Annotated in this window: 11 protein-coding genes; 8 read left to right on the plus strand and 3 right to left on the minus strand. The window is 47.5% G+C overall.

Annotated features, from left to right (window positions below; translation table 11 throughout):
- Positions 1-89: 89 nt before the first annotated feature.
- Both ACT3T7_RS08105 and ACT3T7_RS08110 read right to left on the minus strand, forming a co-directional pair.
- Positions 90-269 (minus strand): hypothetical protein, encoded by a 180-nt coding sequence (locus ACT3T7_RS08105; RefSeq protein WP_444630622.1) that lies wholly within the window; start codon positions 267-269, stop codon positions 90-92.
- 206 nt (positions 270-475) lie between these two features.
- On the minus strand, positions 476-1,237 hold the full coding sequence (locus ACT3T7_RS08110; RefSeq protein ID WP_444630623.1) for a hypothetical protein: 762 nt from the start codon (positions 1,235-1,237) through the stop codon (positions 476-478).
- A gap of 86 nt (positions 1,238-1,323) precedes the next feature.
- On the opposite strand from ACT3T7_RS08110, the gene ACT3T7_RS08115 reads away from it, so the two are divergent.
- The 3 genes from ACT3T7_RS08115 (at position 1,324) to ACT3T7_RS08125 (ending at position 5,007) form a co-directional block, all read left to right on the plus strand.
- Complete coding sequence (locus tag ACT3T7_RS08115; protein ID WP_444630624.1) at positions 1,324-1,566, plus strand: helix-turn-helix domain-containing protein; 243 nt, start codon at positions 1,324-1,326, stop codon at positions 1,564-1,566.
- A gap of 346 nt (positions 1,567-1,912) precedes the next feature.
- A complete protein-coding gene (locus ACT3T7_RS08120; protein ID WP_444630625.1) occupies positions 1,913-3,628 on the plus strand; it encodes a VPA1262 family N-terminal domain-containing protein in 1,716 nt (571 codons plus the stop codon).
- On the plus strand, positions 3,625-5,007 hold the full coding sequence (locus ACT3T7_RS08125; RefSeq protein WP_444630626.1) for a hypothetical protein: 1,383 nt from the start codon (positions 3,625-3,627) through the stop codon (positions 5,005-5,007). The genes ACT3T7_RS08120 and ACT3T7_RS08125 overlap by 4 nt, the downstream gene beginning before the upstream one ends.
- 532 nt (positions 5,008-5,539) lie before the next feature.
- On the opposite strand, the gene ACT3T7_RS08130 is transcribed toward ACT3T7_RS08125, so the two are convergent.
- Positions 5,540-8,155 (minus strand): AAA family ATPase, encoded by a 2,616-nt coding sequence (locus ACT3T7_RS08130; RefSeq protein ID WP_444630627.1) that lies wholly within the window; start codon positions 8,153-8,155, stop codon positions 5,540-5,542.
- 478 nt (positions 8,156-8,633) lie between these two features.
- Here ACT3T7_RS08130 and mads1 point away from each other — a divergent pair, with 478 nt between their 5' ends.
- From mads1 to ACT3T7_RS08155, 5 genes are read left to right on the plus strand one after another with little or no spacing between them, the layout of a single operon-like run.
- Entirely contained in the window at positions 8,634-8,813 is a 180-nt protein-coding gene (gene mads1, locus ACT3T7_RS08135; protein WP_444630628.1) for a methylation-associated defense system helix-turn-helix domain-containing protein MAD1, read from the plus strand.
- A gap of 14 nt (positions 8,814-8,827) precedes the next feature.
- Positions 8,828-12,079: a helicase-related protein gene (locus tag ACT3T7_RS08140; RefSeq protein ID WP_444630629.1), complete on the plus strand. Its 3,252-nt coding sequence runs from the start codon at positions 8,828-8,830 to the stop codon at positions 12,077-12,079.
- Positions 12,072-12,902, plus strand: coding sequence for a DUF4391 domain-containing protein (locus ACT3T7_RS08145; protein ID WP_444630630.1), 831 nt, complete (start codon positions 12,072-12,074; stop codon positions 12,900-12,902). Before ACT3T7_RS08140 ends, ACT3T7_RS08145 begins: the two co-directional genes overlap by 8 nt.
- 49 nt (positions 12,903-12,951) lie before the next feature.
- On the plus strand, positions 12,952-14,817 hold the full coding sequence (locus ACT3T7_RS08150) for a site-specific DNA-methyltransferase (protein WP_444630631.1): 1,866 nt from the start codon (positions 12,952-12,954) through the stop codon (positions 14,815-14,817).
- 1 nt (position 14,818) lies between these two features.
- Positions 14,819-17,857 (plus strand): type III restriction-modification system endonuclease, encoded by a 3,039-nt coding sequence (locus ACT3T7_RS08155; protein ID WP_444630632.1) that lies wholly within the window; start codon positions 14,819-14,821, stop codon positions 17,855-17,857.
- Positions 17,858-17,891: the final 34 nt, after the last annotated feature.

The raw sequence follows: 17,891 nt of genomic DNA on the forward strand, positions 1-17,891 counted from the left end.
ACAGACCGCATACCGCGGTTGATTCAATGCTTTTCTGGTTGGCGTCCCATGTGCAACACAAGGACGCCCGGACCAATATTAATTCTTACTCAAACGCTCTGTTCGTAAAGGCCACTCTTTTCAAAAACGTCGGCTAATCGGTAATCAAATCCGCCGTCGTCAGTGCCCAGAATCATATTGAAGATGACACGACTCAGTGAGGACTGAGGAAGGTTATAGTTCCTACCAAATGGCTTCACTTCCCATTCATTGGCCAAGGCACGTTCCATACTCCGTGAAATGTTCCCAACAACCGAGTTAGCTGCCTGCCGTTTGCTGATAGAGCTACGCATATAATAGGCAGCGGCGTCCTTGGCGGCCCGCCAAATGAAGTTATAGACCTGGGCTACACTAAAATGCTCTAGGCACCTGCTGAGCATCTGGCGGCTTTTCTCCCCCGGCGACAAGTACAGCTGATGCTCTTCAAGCATAACCTTCAAAAACCAATGCACTCGTTCAGTTGGGCTTCCTTGCATAGCGCATTGAAATCCGGCGATTGCTTGACGCTGTGTGCGATTTCCTCATCAAAAAACTCATTGATTAGTGCAGTGACTTGGTCGGCATCAAAGGGAAGGTTAAATGCGCATGCTCCAAGGTCGATACTCAACTGATCATCTTCATGAAGCTCGATCACCTCAAGACGTGTATCTAGGGAAATCAACAATAAGTTATGATCAATCAAATGCTGAAGCACCTTATGATCATAGGCAGGATTCGGCGACAGCGTACAAGCGGGATATTCGTTTAGTGGTTCTATAGTAGCAAGTTGTTCATCGCCTAACGCCTGAATCGTTGCGAGTAGATAGATCTTGCTCGTTAGATCTATCGTTACTAGGTCAGGTACGTTGCTTTTCGCCGACTGCCGCATTTTCACAAGCAACTTTTGCTTTTCGTCAGCCATGACTTGTCGTTCGGCTTCCAAGCATGCACTACAGACCCGCTCCCGAAGCCATCGGCGGTCTTGATACTGGCTGCGAGTACCAAAGCGGTACGGCTGTCTGCAACGACCACAGCAGATATCTTCCAGCCATACGAAAGCATGCTGTTCGACGAACTTACTGACCTCGTGTGTTTTCATTGAATAAGCGGTCGCAATCTCGCTAATTTTGAAGACAAACTCGCCGTCTTCAGACTGCCTCCAGTATTCCCCGCAGATACGCGCGCCCTGCTCATCATCAGTGATTATCTCCAACTTCATACAGGCCGCTCCAAATGGGAATCATAGTCCGTGGAATTGTATCCAGTGCCCCGTGATAGTTCCATCCTTTGGATGGAGCAGGACAGATGCGGAACGAAAAGCTTTTGGCGTTCGGCCAGAGGGTCAGAGAGATTCGTAAAAGCAGAGGATTATCTCAGGAAGGCATGGCTGCCCTGGCCGGGGTTGATCGCAGCTACATGGGCCATATAGAACGCGGTGAAAAGAACATTACTCTGACTAAAATCTACCAGATCAGCGAGGCGCTCGGCATTGAGGTCGCCGACCTTTTCCCCCCCACTGGAAATGCTATCAGCCCTTCATCGAAGTAGTTGTAGGATTTAATAAAATCAGCCAATAACTGTTTAAAAGTGGATCAAATATGTATTGGCTCATTACTCATTCAATGCCGCTTGGTCGCCTGCAGTGGTACGCTCTCAGAAAAATATATTAGATCTAACTCAAGCTCCGAACGACTAACAGTAGCACCGCTGACTCTTTGGAAACAGTGCGTAAAAAGTGAGATTCATTTAGAGGTGAGCTCTGCTGCTGATACAAATAAACAGCCTTATTCATTTTCTGGCTTGCGATTTTAGGTTTTACCTAAGAAAAATTTCTCACCATGCACGCGCCCCTCATTCGTATCGCGTCTGCTTTAAGTTGGAAAGAGAGGGAAATATGAAATGGACTATAGAACAATTTCTCGAAGAGCAGAGACGGCTGCTAGAGCAAGGTTTAATTGGCTTTTTCAATAGCTTTGAGATTACTGAGATTGTCGGTTTTCATAAAGATGGTACTGTCACCAACTTCTTCAGCCTAATCGTGGCCGAACCAGGTTTTCCACCACAAGGCTCTATAAAGCCCGAGTGCTTGACGCAGGAGCGTATTGAGCTAAAGGGTAGTAAGTACAAGTTCGGCGTCTTCAGACTTCGCGTATCCATCCAGTTTCTTTTAAACGTCCTAGAGCACTTCATTGAGACCGGTGAGTGGAAAACCGGGCCAAAGCCCCTCAAGGTCGGCAAACTTGAGCCCGTAGTACCGCAATTTGTGCACCCTGACTTCAACGACCCACATCCGTGGAATTCGGTATTGAAGAACAACTTTTATGAGGGCTCACACGTCCTTGAGCTGTTCGATACCACAAAAGAAGCAGCGCGGTTCCTATTGCAGGATTCGCGTCTGCTAACGGAGCTCTCACAGCAAGTTCGTTCTGTCGTGCTCATGGATATCGACGGCCTGTCTGACCGACTTGGAAACATAGTCATCCAGTTGCCGGTTACAGTCATCTCGACAGGATCGCGCGGCTCTTCTTCTGGGGATCAGAATGTCCGAGTGGCTTGGCATGAGAAAGCTACGCCGCGACCACTGCGCATCTCATGCGAGATCTATGGCGACTCTACAGTGGATGCCTTCGACTCTAAAACTATCGGAATGACTCCTGTTCAGCAAGAAACCTCTACTTTCAAGCTGCATTCTCCTGGGGGCGGTGCCCGTACCCATGTTTGGGATGACGAAAACCAAGTTCTACTCAGTGTCAGCCCGGTTCAGACATTTATGCTTATGGCCGGGATTACGATGCACGCTACAAGCATTGATGACCCAAGTAAGCCCAAAAGAAAGTTTTCGATTCCTCTTAAAGGCACCTCACCGCGCCTAGAAGAGGTTGAACTCAAACTCGTAAACAAGCCTACCTTTGTGGGTAGTCCGCCCGAGCGACCTCGCGAGCCCTGGTGCTCTGAGCGCATCTTCAAGCTTTCCTCTCGTCATTTGCAGGAGCGCAAAGAATTTGTACAGTACGGGCAGTTCACTGGACGTGATCGCGTCGAGGCCCTTTCCGACATTCACTGGCTGCTTGAGAAACATGGCGCGTTGGGAGCGTGGTTATGGGATCCATTTCTGAATGCCGAAGACGTACTACAAACACTCTTTTTTAGCCCTCACAGAAACACAGACCTCCGGGCGCTTTCAAACGGTAAGACCTTCGATTCTCCGGACGATGACGAACAGTATGACGGTAGCAAGCAATCAATTTCTCCTGTCACGCAGCCCCCCCAGGAGCCGCAGATTGTTCCCGATAGCGACAGCTCCATTACGTGGATGAAAGAGCAACGCCAAGTGCTCAATACTCATTGTGGAAACAAAATAGGGCTGAATCTCGACTTTCGATTGCGACGAAAAGGTGCTGGCTGGAAGTTTCATGACCGCTTTCTTATCTTTCCTCAGGAGAATGGCCGTGCACTGGCTTGGTCTCTTGGAACATCGGTGAACAGCCTTGGTACCAGTCACCACATCTTGCAGAAGGTTAGTAACGGCGAGTTGGTGCAGAATGCATTTATGGAACTCTGGGATCGTCTTGGGCAAGAACAATATCAAGTCTGGAAGGCAAACAAATGAATATTGATGCATCTGCATTAGCGCGATATACGTTTGTACAAGCGGCTAAGCCGGGGCCACTGCGCGAGCCGATATCAGTAGCAGCCGTACTCCTCAGGCCTGAGGCACACCCTAATGGCATCCCACTCGATGTGGAAGCGTTTGTTAAAGCGCTAGACGAGGAATTCCCCTGGCGCAACCAGCTCGTCTTCCAGTCGCGTCAACCAAATCCAGCTGAGCTTAAAGTTTGGATAGAGGTCGTTCGTTGGCTTATGCAATCGCTAATTGCGTCGAGTACTAACGCGACGGAGGGCACCCTGCGAGTTCAAGTGCTTTTCACCGCTTTAGGTGTCCTAGACGTCGGCCACGAGGGCATGAATGCTGTATCCAATTATTTCGTAGGTAGTCAAATTCCGGCTAAGTTAGTCGCAATTCTGCAGAGAGTTCAACTAGTTCCAGAAGGTATAGATGCTCAATCTCTAGACTATTTGCAAACTCTGAAAAATAGGGTAAGAGCTGGCGACTTCAAGATGCTAAAGCTCTCACTGGGAAGTCTTCAGCCCAACCTCAGCTCGGACATATCAACGTTTATTTTCATGCTATGGAAGCTCGAACCTGATGAACTTACAGGCGTTATTAACAGGCAAGATAGTATCCCTTTCGATTTGTTAACATGTATGGTGTTGGATAAAGATGCCCCGCTATTTGCCTTACAAGTTGATAGAGTTGCGTTTAAGTTCATCAGCCAATCCTGGCTTTCAGAAGCCGACCCTTTTGGCATTCATAAGCAGCTTTTACTGCAGGTTGCCGAAACACCATACTGGAAGGGTTGGTTGCAAGCGAAATATGAGCATCCTGCGGCGGCAGGGGCCGAACAATCCCAAGTCCTTGCCGAAGTGCTGGCCCAACTCTCAGAGCCGCAGTGGAAAGATTTCATCTTCGCACTTGAACTTTCAAAATCAAAACATTCAGTTGAAGCTGTTACCGAGATTCTCGTGCAAGCTACAGGCACGTTTGATTCGATCAAAGCATACCCTATTTGGTTGATGGCATTTGAGCGCTGGGATGCATGGGATTATGGCAAGCATGAGAAGTTCTTCTTTCTCAGCTCCCCCCAGGTCTGCTCATTCGATTTTCCAGTGGCTATGTACTACTCCCATATGAAGGCAGCTGACAGATACGCAATAGAAAGAGAGCTTCAGCACGCGATAGCCCACGTCGAGCAGCAATGGTTTGCCAGTGATTCCGAGCTTTGTACGGAGCGCAATCGCCTTTCTTCTAGGCTGCGCCTAGTTCGCCATGGCATTGCCCTAGCAACGGGTGGTACTGAGGCTCTGCCGCCCCAAGTACAGCCAGACAGCGATTACTCTGAAGTGCGTTACCGCTATCACGAGATATAATGATGCACTTACGTTGACGATGCGCCGTTAGAGCATTTGCCTCTTTTAAATATAGCTGGAATAGCGTTTGAGAACTCCAGAACACTATTTCATTATCGCCATTCCAAAGCTACAAGCTAATTTTTATCTACCCAGTAACTTTAGAGCTATGGGGAAACTTTTCTTTATAGCCTCTAAACTTGCTGCTCCTAGCCACCTGATATTTGATGACACTTGTATCCGATCCCACGGTAGCAACCCAATAATTTGCTTGGCCCTGTCGCGACCAGTGTATGGCAGACCATTTAGGTTAACGGCGGGCGCGGCTCGGCATAGAGGTCGCCGACCTCTTTCCTCTCACAGAGGCCGTTATCCGCCCTTCAGCAAAGTAGTTATAGCGATTCAAATAAAACCGGCCAATGGCTGCCAAGTCTCAAATTAGAACTACCCATTACCACTGGGTCAAAAGTGGTGTTGTCCCTATTATAAAAAGTAGCTAACAAGAACATTACGCCATGCGTGAATTCGATAACTATTTTCAATCAACTGTTAGTCAACCTCTGGCAGTGGCTATGCCTTTTAACCGGCCGGTCAATACACCCCGCCATACTGAGAGCTTCTCGATGTCCTGCTCCAACTCGTCTGGCTCTGGCGTAGGGAGTCTTCCAACGGTAGCAGCAGCGTCATGCTCAAACTTAGAACTTTTGGACATCCCAGCGTCCACTTCCCTGTAATCGTCGTCTGTTACAACCACACTCTTGAGGCGCTGTGTCGACACGCCTTCGCCAAACCTCTGAATGGCTCCGTTAAACAGCAACTCTTCTATGCACCTCTCCCACGCAAGACGCAGGCGGCCATAACAGATAGCGGTCAGGCGGCGATGCTCATCGTCATCACCGCTTTTATGTACTCTTCGAATATCTACCAGTTCCTGCCGAAGCCTAGCCAGACGATCCCTTGTGCTCATGACATCGAAAGGCAGGTCTTGAGAGTGCACACCATACCCTTGAGCGGTTCTACGAATGTAGTTTTTGCTCAGCGTTGCTCCCAGCTCCTCAGTTTTCTGCTCTAAAATGCAAAGAAAGTAGATGTCGTGAGTAAATAAAATCACTTGCCGAGTAAGCGATTCCACGGCTAAGCGTTCGGCCACTTCCCACCGCCGTCGATGATCCAAAGATGAGACCGGGTCATCTAATACAATGCCGCCGCGTCCCTTGCTTAGTTTTATCTCCGCCAGAAAGGATGCGATCGCAATAGCTCGCTGCTCACCTTCACTGAGGATAGCTGCAGGTGCTCCTCCACCTGGCAGCTGTAAGACCAGCTTAAACTGAGTCTTGCCTCTGGGAGATTCTGGCTTCATGACCACCTTTAATTGGTGCACTTTAAGTAGTTTGAGCTCTTCGTTCAGAGTGTCAGCTAGCTCTTGACTGGCAGTTGTCCGAGATAGCTCGGTTGATTTTCTGGAAATGGCCCGCGGGTCCAAACTATCAATGCACGCTTGAAGCTTACGACACACCTCATGAGCTGTTATTGACTCCAAGACAGCAGTTTTGACCGCCCCGAGACTTACACGAGCTTCAAGCTCAAGTTTCTCCGCCACCATTTCAGAACGAACCTTTTCATCGATGGACGCTTCTAACGCTCCCGCCTGATCTAGTAGTCCATCAATGATCTTTGCTAAGCTCATCCTCGGATCAGCCGGTAGCGCTGGAACTTCTTCCCACGGAATTTCTGCCGCAGAAGCCTGTAAAACCAGTTTCTGACGGGAGAACAGACTTTCTTGCATCGAAGAGCATTCTGAAGCGAGTCCTTGATCAAGCTCTGTCAATTCCTCAACGAGGGCATCTCGGAACATTACATCCAGAACGGCTTTTTGAATCGCTCTGTAAGCGATAGTTGCCGCTTCCCGTGCTGTCTTATGCGCTTGCTCGGCGGCTTGTTTTATAAAGCTGTCGAATTGAATCAGGCGTGCAGCCCCTTCGGCCCCAAGTATGTTTTGGCAGAGCGGGCACTCTGCGTCGTTAGGAAGTGCAGGGAACTCATCCTGTGGGTGGCTAACCTTGGCAAAAACACGCGCTGCTTCAAAAAGCATTTTCCATTCATCCCCTCCGGTTCCAACAAGTTGACCCGGAGTCTGTTTGAACTCAGTGGCAGCGAGTTCTGCTGCGGCTTTGGCCGTTTTGGATCTATCAATAAGCTCTCTGAGCTGCTTGACCTTTTCATCGTCGATAAGCGATATGGCTGTCGCAAGACGAGCCATCAAACCCTTAAGACGTGTTGCTTTTTGGCGAGTCGCTTGGGCTTTTTGTTTGGGATCGGCTTCGGCTAGAGCTTTAGCCAGCAGAGTAAGTCGATCTTGCTCAACTTTGTTAAGTGTAGCCAAAGCCTCAATGTCTTCAGGGTTAGTTTTTTGGGTCGGAATGCCGCTTAGCGCAGTGCCAACCACGGTAGATTCCCTCATAAGCGCTGCATACGCTGCATCGCTCGGAGCGTTTGTAGTCTTCTCTTGCATGGCGCGCGCCTTAAGGGCGTTACAGGCGCCAACCAAGCCCTCTAAAATATCTAGCCCATATGGGGAATAAGCAAAATCTCCATGGTTATCGATGTAAGCGCGGGCGCAATGGGTATCGAATATAGATATATCTGTAAGCGGTTCAGGCGACTCCATACCGTATTGCCAAGGGAAGTCGGAAGCGGCTCCGTTAATCACAACTTCAAAAACTGCCTGGGCAACGCCTACCGCGTTAGGATCTAAATGAGCATTGGGGAGGATGCGTTCGCGCCTATCTCGCGCACGGCAAGCATGTTTAAAGACCCTGGAAAAACCTGACTTTCCAGCACCGTTCTCACCATAGATGACTGTCAGCCCTTCCAAGGCGATTGGTAAGTTTCCGCCGTTTGCCAATGCATTGACATTCGCAATATCTTTTATCCCAGCCAGTTGAACAACCCGGGCTGGATCAGCAGGCGGAGCAACCTGTGCGTCTTCAAGAATTTTAGGCATCCGGCTATTTGGATCTGGTATCCCCACCTCGGTCTTGGCTAATGCATAGAGATCCTCAAGATCATCGGCACTCAGCGTACGATCTTCGTAAAGCCGAGCGATTGCATCCTGCTGCCAGGAAGGAAGCCCTTTGGACCAAGCGTGGATTTCTTGAATAATCGTCACATGCTTACTCCTTGTCGCAGTTTTCAAGAAATTAAGAAGACACACATTGACGATTTTTATTTAATGCATGTGACTAAAATCTCAGCTATTCATGTTTCTACGTAGGAGCATACGGTAATCCTCCCATTTTTGAAGTGCTCCAAAAGTAGAACCCCCTCCACCGTTATAGCGTAGGCGAAATCCATAGATCATTTCTAATATAGGCTAGCCAACCTTTAGCTTTAAGCACCTGGGTCACTGGTCTCTTCATGGCACTGAAGCCGCTGCCTCCGTTTTATTACAGTAGCTGTAAAAATTATATTAAATCAACAGCTTAGAACCTAGCAATAAATTAGAATTTCTGGGTAGCAATTGATCAAGAAGTGGTGCCCCCTACTTTCGCTATTCTGCCGACTGTTGAAACATTGACAGCTGCTCCAGTGGTCGTTTATATGACATTCTAGTACAATTTTGACAATCCAAAGGCTTGGGCAATCACATGGCTGATCAAATCATGACCGTCAAGGATGTCGCTTCTTACCTCAAGCTCAACGAGCGAACTGTTTACCGTATGGCCACGTCAGCGAAAATACCTGCTTTTAGAGTAGGAACATCATGGCGATTTAAACGTGCAGACATCGAAAAATGGATAGAAGCACACAAAAATGACAAACAATAACAGGGAGTTCTAGGGTGTTACTGGATAACAAAAACAGCGGCCACGTTGGTAACGAACTGAAAAAAAACACCTTTTCTGGCTCCAGGCTTTCTGTTCTGTCGAGCCTGTTTACCCTATACGGTTTTGCCTCGCTGAAGCACGAGCTGAAGCAGCTAGAGTCAGCAAGGGCCATTTTCACTGAATGGGACTCGCTCAACCTGCAAAACCTTGTCGGCTGTGAGTCTGACGTTCGCCTACTAAACCAGCTACAACAAAAGCGCATCGCCAGTGAGTTCTCAAAATGGCTGGAGAGCAAAGCCGAAGTGAAAGCCAGTGTGCGACCTCAGCCAGGCCAGAATATTATTCACCTTAACAGCCCAGAGCGCAGCTTTGCTGTTAGTGGTAGCGCCACCCTCACACCAACAGGGCTGGGTGAAGTACGCTCCGACTCGCTTCAAATGAATATGGGGCTGTCAGATTCTGAGAGCACTCAACAACTACTAGCTTGGTTTGATAGCGTTTGGGCGGATGCACACAATGTTCGTGATATTAAACAATACCTTATCACCCGATTAGACACCATCGCCGCTGATCAGCCCGCCAGCTTTATTTATTTCCTAACGCTGTTTCATCTATTCAAAGATTTTCTTGGAGACATAGATGAAGACAACATCATACGTAGCAAAACTGGCTTTGAAGACACGCTGGTGTGGAACAAATTATACAAATTTCAGAAAGATGGTGTGCTCGGTGCCATTGATAAGCTAGAAAAACACAACGGCTGCATCATTGCTGATAGCGTGGGTTTGGGTAAAACCTTCGAAGCCCTGGCGGTAATCAAATATTATGAACTGCGTAATGACCGCGTGCTCGTGTTGTGCCCGAAAAAGCTTCGTGAGAACTGGACGATGTACACTGTGAACGACAGGCGCAACCTCCTTGCGGCAGATCGTTTTAACTACGACGTCCTGAACCACACAGATTTAACCCGCCCAAAAGGCTACTCGGGTGAGATCAACCTAGAGACTCTAAATTGGGCCAACTATGACCTGGTGGTGATTGACGAATCCCACAACTTTCGCAACACACCGAGCAAAGCCGAAGGTAAAAGCCGCTATGAACAGTTGATGAACGGCATCATTCGTTCAGGCGTAAAAACCAAGGTATTGATGCTATCAGCAACGCCAGTTAATAACCGTATGAACGACCTAAAGAATCAGGTCGCCTTTATCACCGAAGGTCGAGACGACGCTTTCGTTGATGTGGGAATCAAAAATATAGAAGCCACACTACGCTTAGCACAAAAACAGTTTAATCAGTGGACAAACGAGCCCGTAGAAAAACGGACTACGACAACTCTGCTTGACGCCATGAGTTTCGATTATTTCAAGCTGCTGGATATCGTAACCATCGCCCGCTCGCGCAAGCACATTGAAAAATACTACGGCACTGCCGATATTGGTCGCTTTCCGACTAGGCTACCGCCTAAAAATATCTACGCCGATATTGATTCATCTGGCGAATTTCCTCCGTTGAAAGACGTGAATAAAACTATACGCCGTCTTTCATTAGCGGGTTATTCCCCACTCAAGTTTGTACGCGAAGCCAAGAAAGCCGAATACGCCCGACGTTACGATAAAGCCGTAGGCGGTGGTAAAGGGGTATTCAAACAGGTAGACCGTGAAGAAAGCTTGATCCACCTGATGCGCGTGAACCTGCTTAAGCGCATGGAAAGCTCGATTCACTCATTCACTTTGACAGCCACCAAGCTGGCACAGCAGGTTGATCGCCTGCTGGCCAAAATTGATGCCCACGAATCAGAAGAGCTGACCGAGCTGAACATCGAAGACATCCACGACTTTGAGCTGGAGTCCACCGAACTCGAAAGCTACATGGTTGGCAACAAAACCAAAGTATTGTTGCAGGATATGGATCTGATCCGCTTCCGGCAGGAACTGGAGGCCGACCGCGTATTCTTAACCCACATTGCCGAAACAGCACAAAGCGTAGACGCTGGCCGCGATGCAAAACTAAAACTATTGAAGCAGGCCATTGCAAGCAAAGTGGCTAATCCGCTTAATTCAGGCAACAAAAAGGTTATCGTCTTTACGGCATTTGCCGATACTGCCCAATACCTGTATGCCCACTTGGCACAATGGGCGCAATCTGAGCTAGGTATTCGTAGTGCATTGGTAACGGGCGGTGGCACCAATAAAACTACCATGACAGGGTTGGGTTCAGACCTTAACAACATACTTACCGCGTTCTCGCCTATTTCCAAAGAGCGCAGCAAAGTCGATCCAACGGCGACGACTGAACTCGACTTACTGATAGCCACCGACTGCATCAGTGAGGGTCAGAACCTGCAGGACTGCGATACCCTGATCAACTACGACATTCACTGGAACCCAGTACGCATCATCCAACGCTTCGGTCGTATCGATCGTCTTGGCAGTCAAAATACGCAAATCCAGTTAATCAACTTCTGGCCGAATATGGAGCTGGATGAATACATCAACCTGGAGGCTCGCGTAGCTGGGCGTATGGTGTTGTTGGATATCTCAGCGACCGGCGAGGAAAATGTCATCGACGAAAGCGCCAAGGATATGAACGACCTGGAATACCGGCGCAAGCAGCTTCAGCAGCTTAAAGATGCCGTGGTCGATTTGGAGGACATGAGCGGTGGTGTATCCATTACCGACCTCACCCTCAATGACTTTCGTATGGATCTGTCAGGCTATATGAACGACAAAACTGCCCTGACAACGCTGGAGCAAGCCCCGTTAGGGCTGTATGCCGCCGTCAGTATTGACGAAGATCTGGCCGTGGATAGCATTAAGCCTGGGGTGATCTTCTGTCTGAAAAATATACGCAACGGTAAAGAAGCGGTTCAGGTAGACGACAACTACCCTCTGGCTCCTTATTTCCTGGTCTACGTGACCGGTGATGAAGAAAACAGCACGGCAGTTGAATTGAACTTTACTCAAAGTAAAAAGATACTCGATCTGCTCAAACGTGAAGCATCTAAGTACAAAATGCCTGATCAACCCGCGATCACAGAAGTTAACCGTATGACACGCCACGGGCGTGATATGAGCCACTTTCAACATCTACTGGCCGTTGCCGTAGACAGCATCGCGGGCAAAAGCGAAGAGAAAGGCATTGAAAGCCTGTTTAGCAAAGGTGGTACCGTCCTTACCGCCACCTCCAGTCAGGGTATAGAAGACTTTATGGTGGTGTCATACCTGATTTTGACTGCCGGTACCCAAGGAGACGGTCATGCCTGAACTGGGATTAGGCATGCCACAATTCGAAGCATTCCTGGAAGGCTTGAGCGTGCCCAATAGCTGCGTGCTCAATAAACCCCTGTTCAAAAAGATGTTTCAGGAACACGCCGACCTGGACGCCAAAGATAAAAAGGCACTGAAAGACGATGTTGATAAAATCCGCTGGCTCTACACCTTAAAGCCCAGCACCATTAATATCGCGCCCTTCAGTGACGACCTGCGCGACTATGGCGAGTTCGCCTTTCTGTACGTGGAATTAAGCAATGCCAAAAGCGCAGAACGTATCGGCCAACTGATCAACCGGGCGATACCTTATCCTGTAGTCATTTTCTTCGTGTTCTCTGAAAACAAAGGGACAGAAGCAAATGGCGAACACGATGACAAAGAACACGCCGATGAGCAACTGGCTATCTGTCTGGCTGACAAACGCATAAACAAAGCGGATCAAACAAAGTGGGTCATTGATGATTTTCAGCTATCGCCATGGTTATCGTTGGACAACACAACGGAAATCGCCAAAGTATTTTTTAACAGCCTGAACTTTACCGGCTTACCGTACAGCAATTTCTGGCATTTCTATCAGTCCTTGATGGCTCGGGTGCAGGCGCTTCAGTGTGCTGAAGTCAGTGGGCGCTTTTTTTTAGTGGATGGTGAAGCGGCGGAACAGCAACGGCAACAGTTGCAGCATTACCGCCAAATCGAGCAGAACATTAAAAAGCTACGCGCCCAGATCAAACAGGGTGAGTTCAGCCAGCAGGTTATTTTGAATACTCAGATTAAACAGCAGGAACAGCGGCTTAAGCAGATCGCCGAAACCCTGTAATCGAATTGCATTAGCAGAAGCCGAAGCAAAAAAATTGAGAGGAAACCCTGTGAACAAAGTTATACCCGAAATGGACTCACAGAGCATGGACATAGTGTCTGAAAATATCAGTAAACTCAAAGAGCTGTTTCCAGAAGCCTTTACCGAAGGAAAAGTTGACTTTGACGCCTTAAAAGAAGTCCTGGGTGATTACATTGAAGGCCGCCAAGAGCGCTACAGCTTCACCTGGAATGGAAAAAGCAAAGCCCGTATGCTTGCACAAACCCCAAGTACCGGCACCCTGCGTCCCTGCAAAGAAGAATCTGTTGATTGGGATAACACCCAGAACCTGTTTATCGAAGGCGACAACCTCGAAGTCCTCAAGCTGCTGCAAAAGAGCTATCACAAAAAAGTCAAGATGATCTATATTGATCCGCCGTATAACACAGGTAGTGATTTTGTTTACAAGGATAATTTTAAGGACAATATCAGAAACTATAAAGAAGTTACCAGTCAAATCGATGCTGATGGTCGTAGTCTTTCAAGCAATCCTGAAACTAGTGGTCGCTATCATACCGATTGGCTCAATATGATTTATCCTCGGCTAAAAGTTGCGAGGAGTATGTTAAGTGATGATGGCGTTATTTTCATTTCTATTGATGATAATGAGGTACAGAATCTAAAGGCTGTGTTAAATGAAGTATACGGAGAAGAAAATTTTGTAGGGCAAATGGTTTGGAAAAAAAAGTACATTGGTGGTAAACATGCAAAACATTTTGTTGATCTACATGAGTACGTCCTTGTTTATGCTAAAAATATTTTAGATTTGCCAGAAATATTGATGGAAAGGCCTGCGGCAGAGTTAAGTAAGTTCAAGCTTGAGGATGAATTCTTTAATGACAGAGGCAAGTACTATACACGGCCTCTCAAGTCCAATCTTGGTTTGAGAAAGACTCTGATATATCCAATAGAGATGCCTGATGGTGAAATTATTGAAACTCAGTGGATGGTTTCAAAGCAGACTTTTGGTGAACTGATTGCGGACGGGCGGATAATATTTATTAAAAAGAGGGATGGGAAATATAACGTACATAGGAAGTATTACGAAAAAGATGGTGGCGGAAATGTTAAAGTACCAAGCCTTATAGATGAAGTTAGCAATGCTGATGGCAAAGTTGAAATAAAGACATTATTCGATATACAAGAAGGCAGGGAAATACCTTTTGACAACCCTAAGCCTACAGAATTTATCAGTTATTTGATGAAGCCAGTTCTGGGTGATGGTGATTTGGTTTTGGATTTTTTTGCTGGCTCAGCATCAACTGCACACACAGTTCTCAAACTTAATTTAAGTGATTATTTAAATCGCAAATACATCGTAGTTCAACTTCCTGAATCTTGCCCCGATGGATCACCCGCCAAGAGCCTAGGGTACTCCAGAATTACTGATATCAGCAAAGAACGCATCCGAAGAACTGCGACCAAAATCAAAGAAGAAAGGCCCGATTACCAAGGCGACCTTGGTTTTAAGGTATTCAAACTCGACTCCACCAATATCAAGCCTTGGGAACTGGACTTTGATCTGACCGAGCAGGATCTGGAAGATCAGATCTCAAATATCAAGCATGGTCGTAAAGAAGAAGATGTGCTTTACGAAGTACTATTGAAGTACGGTCTGGATCTGACCTTGCCGATTACCGAGCATAGCGTGGCTGGGCATAAAGTGTTTGATATCGGTATGGGCGCACTGATGATCTGTCTGTCGGACAATATTGCCCTCGACGTGGTGGAAGGCATTGCCAAGCTCAAAGATGATTTGCAGCCAGAAATCATGCGTGTGGTCTTCAAAGACGCCGGTTTTGCCGACGACGTGGTAAAAACCAACGCGGTACAGATTCTCAAGCAGGCGGGAATCGAAGACGTAAGGAGCCTGTAACATGAGCATGAAGATTCAGTTCGATGCCAATTTGGATTATCAGCGTGATGCGATTGATTCGGTAACGGGCGTATTCGCAGGCCAGGAAATCTGCCAAACCAACTTCACTGTGGCTCCCCTGCAATCCTGGGAGGAAGGATCACTGTTTCACGGTACTCAGGAAGATATCCTGGGTATTGGTAACCGCCTACGCCTGCTGAATGAAGACATCCACGCCAATATCCGCAAAATACAGCTCAAGAATGGCCTGGCACCGTCAGAAGACTTTGACTCCAAAGACGGTATCAACCTGACGGTAGAAATGGAAACTGGCACGGGCAAAACCTACGTTTACCTGCGCACTGTGTTCGAGCTGAACCGGCTCTATGGGTTTACCAAGTTTATTGTGGTGGTGCCATCTATTGCGATTAAAGAAGGGGTGCAGAAATCGTTGGAGATGACGGCTACTCATTTTAAAGAGCTGTATGAAAACGTCACCTTCGATTCGTTCACCTACGACTCCAGCAAACTATCGGATGTGCGCAGTTTTGCGACCAGTCCTGATATTCAGATTATGGTGATCAATATCGACGCCTTCCGTCGTAGCTTCACCGATCCGGAAAAAGAAAATAAGGCCAACATTATTCACCGAGCCCACGACCGGATGACAGGTGCCAAGCCGATCGAATTTATCCAGCAAACCCACCCGATCGTGATAGTCGATGAACCCCAGAGCGTCGATACCACTGATAAAAGTAAAGAGGCCATCACCTCGCTTAACCCTATCTGCACACTGCGTTATTCGGCTACGCACGTTGAAAATCACCACATGCTCTACAAGTTGGATTCTGTCGACGCCTACGAGCAAAAGCTGGTGAAACAGATCGAAGTGGCTGGCATTGATGTCAAAGACGGCCACAACAAGGCCTATATCAAGCTACTCAGTGTGAACAATAAGAAAAGTCCAATCAGCGCCAAAATTGAAATCGATGCCCGCTTGAAGAATGGCAGCATTAAGCGCAAGCAAGTCACGGTGACCAGCGGTGCGGATTTACTGGATGCCAAGTATAGCGGTGGCCGCGACATCTACGACGGCTACATCATTGAAGACATCTACTGCGAACAGGGCAATGAATACATCAGCTTTACCAGTAAGCCCGATATTCTGAAACTGGGCCAGGCACTTGACGAAGTTGACCCGAATGAATTTAAACGCCTGCAGATCCGTAAGACCATTGAAGAGCATCTCGATAAAGAAATTCGCCTGCGCCCGCAGGGCATTAAGGTACTGAGCCTGTTTTTTATAGACAAGGTCGCTAACTACCGCTGGTACGATGAAGATGGCACCTCGCAAAAGGGTAAGTACGCCCTGATGTTTGAAGAAGAATACGATCGCGCCATTCGCAAACCCAAATACAGCCAGCTATTTGAAGGTGCCGATCTGGATACGGCTGCGCAAGGCGTGCATAACGGCTATTTTGCTATCGATAAGAAAAAAGATTCGTCAGGCAAGGAAATGCTTAAAGAATCCAAAATGGCAAAAGATGGCAAGGCGGCAAGCAGCGAATCTGATGGCAGTGCTTACAATACCATTATGAAAGACAAGGAATGGTTGTTAAGTTTTGACTGCAAACTGAAGTTCATTTTCTCCCATTCAGCTCTCAAGGAAGGCTGGGACAACCCTAATGTCTTCCAGATATGTACCCTGAATGAAACCAACTCCGTCATTAAAAAGCGTCAGGAAATTGGCCGGGGCTTGCGCATCTGTGTGAATCAGGATGGTGAACGAGTGCATGGTTTTGCAGTAAACACGTTGACCGTGATGGCTAATGAATCCTACGAGCAATTTGCAGAACAGTTGCAGAAAGAAATCGAAAACGAAGAAGGCATCAAGTTTGGCGTGGTCGAAAAGCACCTGTTCGCCAATATCGTTGTGCCAGTTGACGATCATAATCACGAATATTTAGGCACCGAGGCGTCCAAACAGCTTTGGGATCACCTTCAGAGTGAAGGTCACATAGACAATAAAGGTAAAGTCCAAGATAGCCTCAAGGGGTCATTAAAGAACGGTACTCTGTCCTTGCCTGAGGCATTCCAGCCCCATTCGGCACAGATTGTGTCGGTACTGAAAAAAGTATCCGGTAACCTGAACATCAAGAACCGTGACGATAAAGCCAAGGTTTCCCTGAACAAAGCGGTGTATCTGAGCCCCGAATTTCAGGCGCTGTGGGATCGCATTAAATACAAAACCACGTTCCGTGTGGACTTTGATACCAATGCACTAATCGAAAGCTGCGCCCAAGAGATCAAAATCAATCTGCAGGTCGGTAAAGCGCGTTTCACCTATCGTAAGGCGAAGACTGAGATCGACCGAGGTGGAGTACATACTGAGCAAGTTCAGGAGACTACCAGTGTTTACGAATCCCGCGCATTTAATTTGCCCGATCTCATCACTTACTTACAAAACGAGACCAATCTGACACGCCGTACCATCGTTGCCATTATCAACAAAAGTGGTCGTCTGGAATCTTTCAAGAACAATCCGCAGAAGTTTATTGAGCAGGCTGCCAACATCATCAAAAGTCAGATGCGCCTGTTTATCGTCGATGGTATCAAGTACCACAAAATCGGTGACGATCAGTTCTATGCTCAGGAGTTATTCCAACAGAACGAGTTGTTCGGCTACCTGAAAGACAACATGGTTAAAGCTGAAAAATCAGTCTTTGACCACGTGGTTTATGACTCCGATATCGAGCTGGAATTTGCCTCAGCTTTTGAGCTAAACGACGATATTAAGCTCTACGTCAAACTCCCTGGCTGGTTCAAGATCGACACCCCGCTGGGTGGTTATAACCCTGATTGGGCAGTACTGATTGAGCAGGATGGCAAGGAAAAACTCTATTTTGTTGTCGAAACCAAGAGCACACTCATTTCATTAGAGCGCCGTCCGGAAGAAAACGCCAAAATGAAATGTGGTTATGCACACTTCGAAGCACTGGGGGATGACGTGAAGTTTACGGTATCGAATTCGATGGACGAGTTTTCAAGCAGGTATGCGTAAGCAGTGTTAATTCACAGTTTTTTGAAATGAACGA

It is taken from the genome of Halomonas sp. 111 (assembly GCF_052379685.1).
Classification (GTDB): Bacteria; Pseudomonadota; Gammaproteobacteria; order Pseudomonadales; family Halomonadaceae; genus Vreelandella; species Vreelandella citrativorans.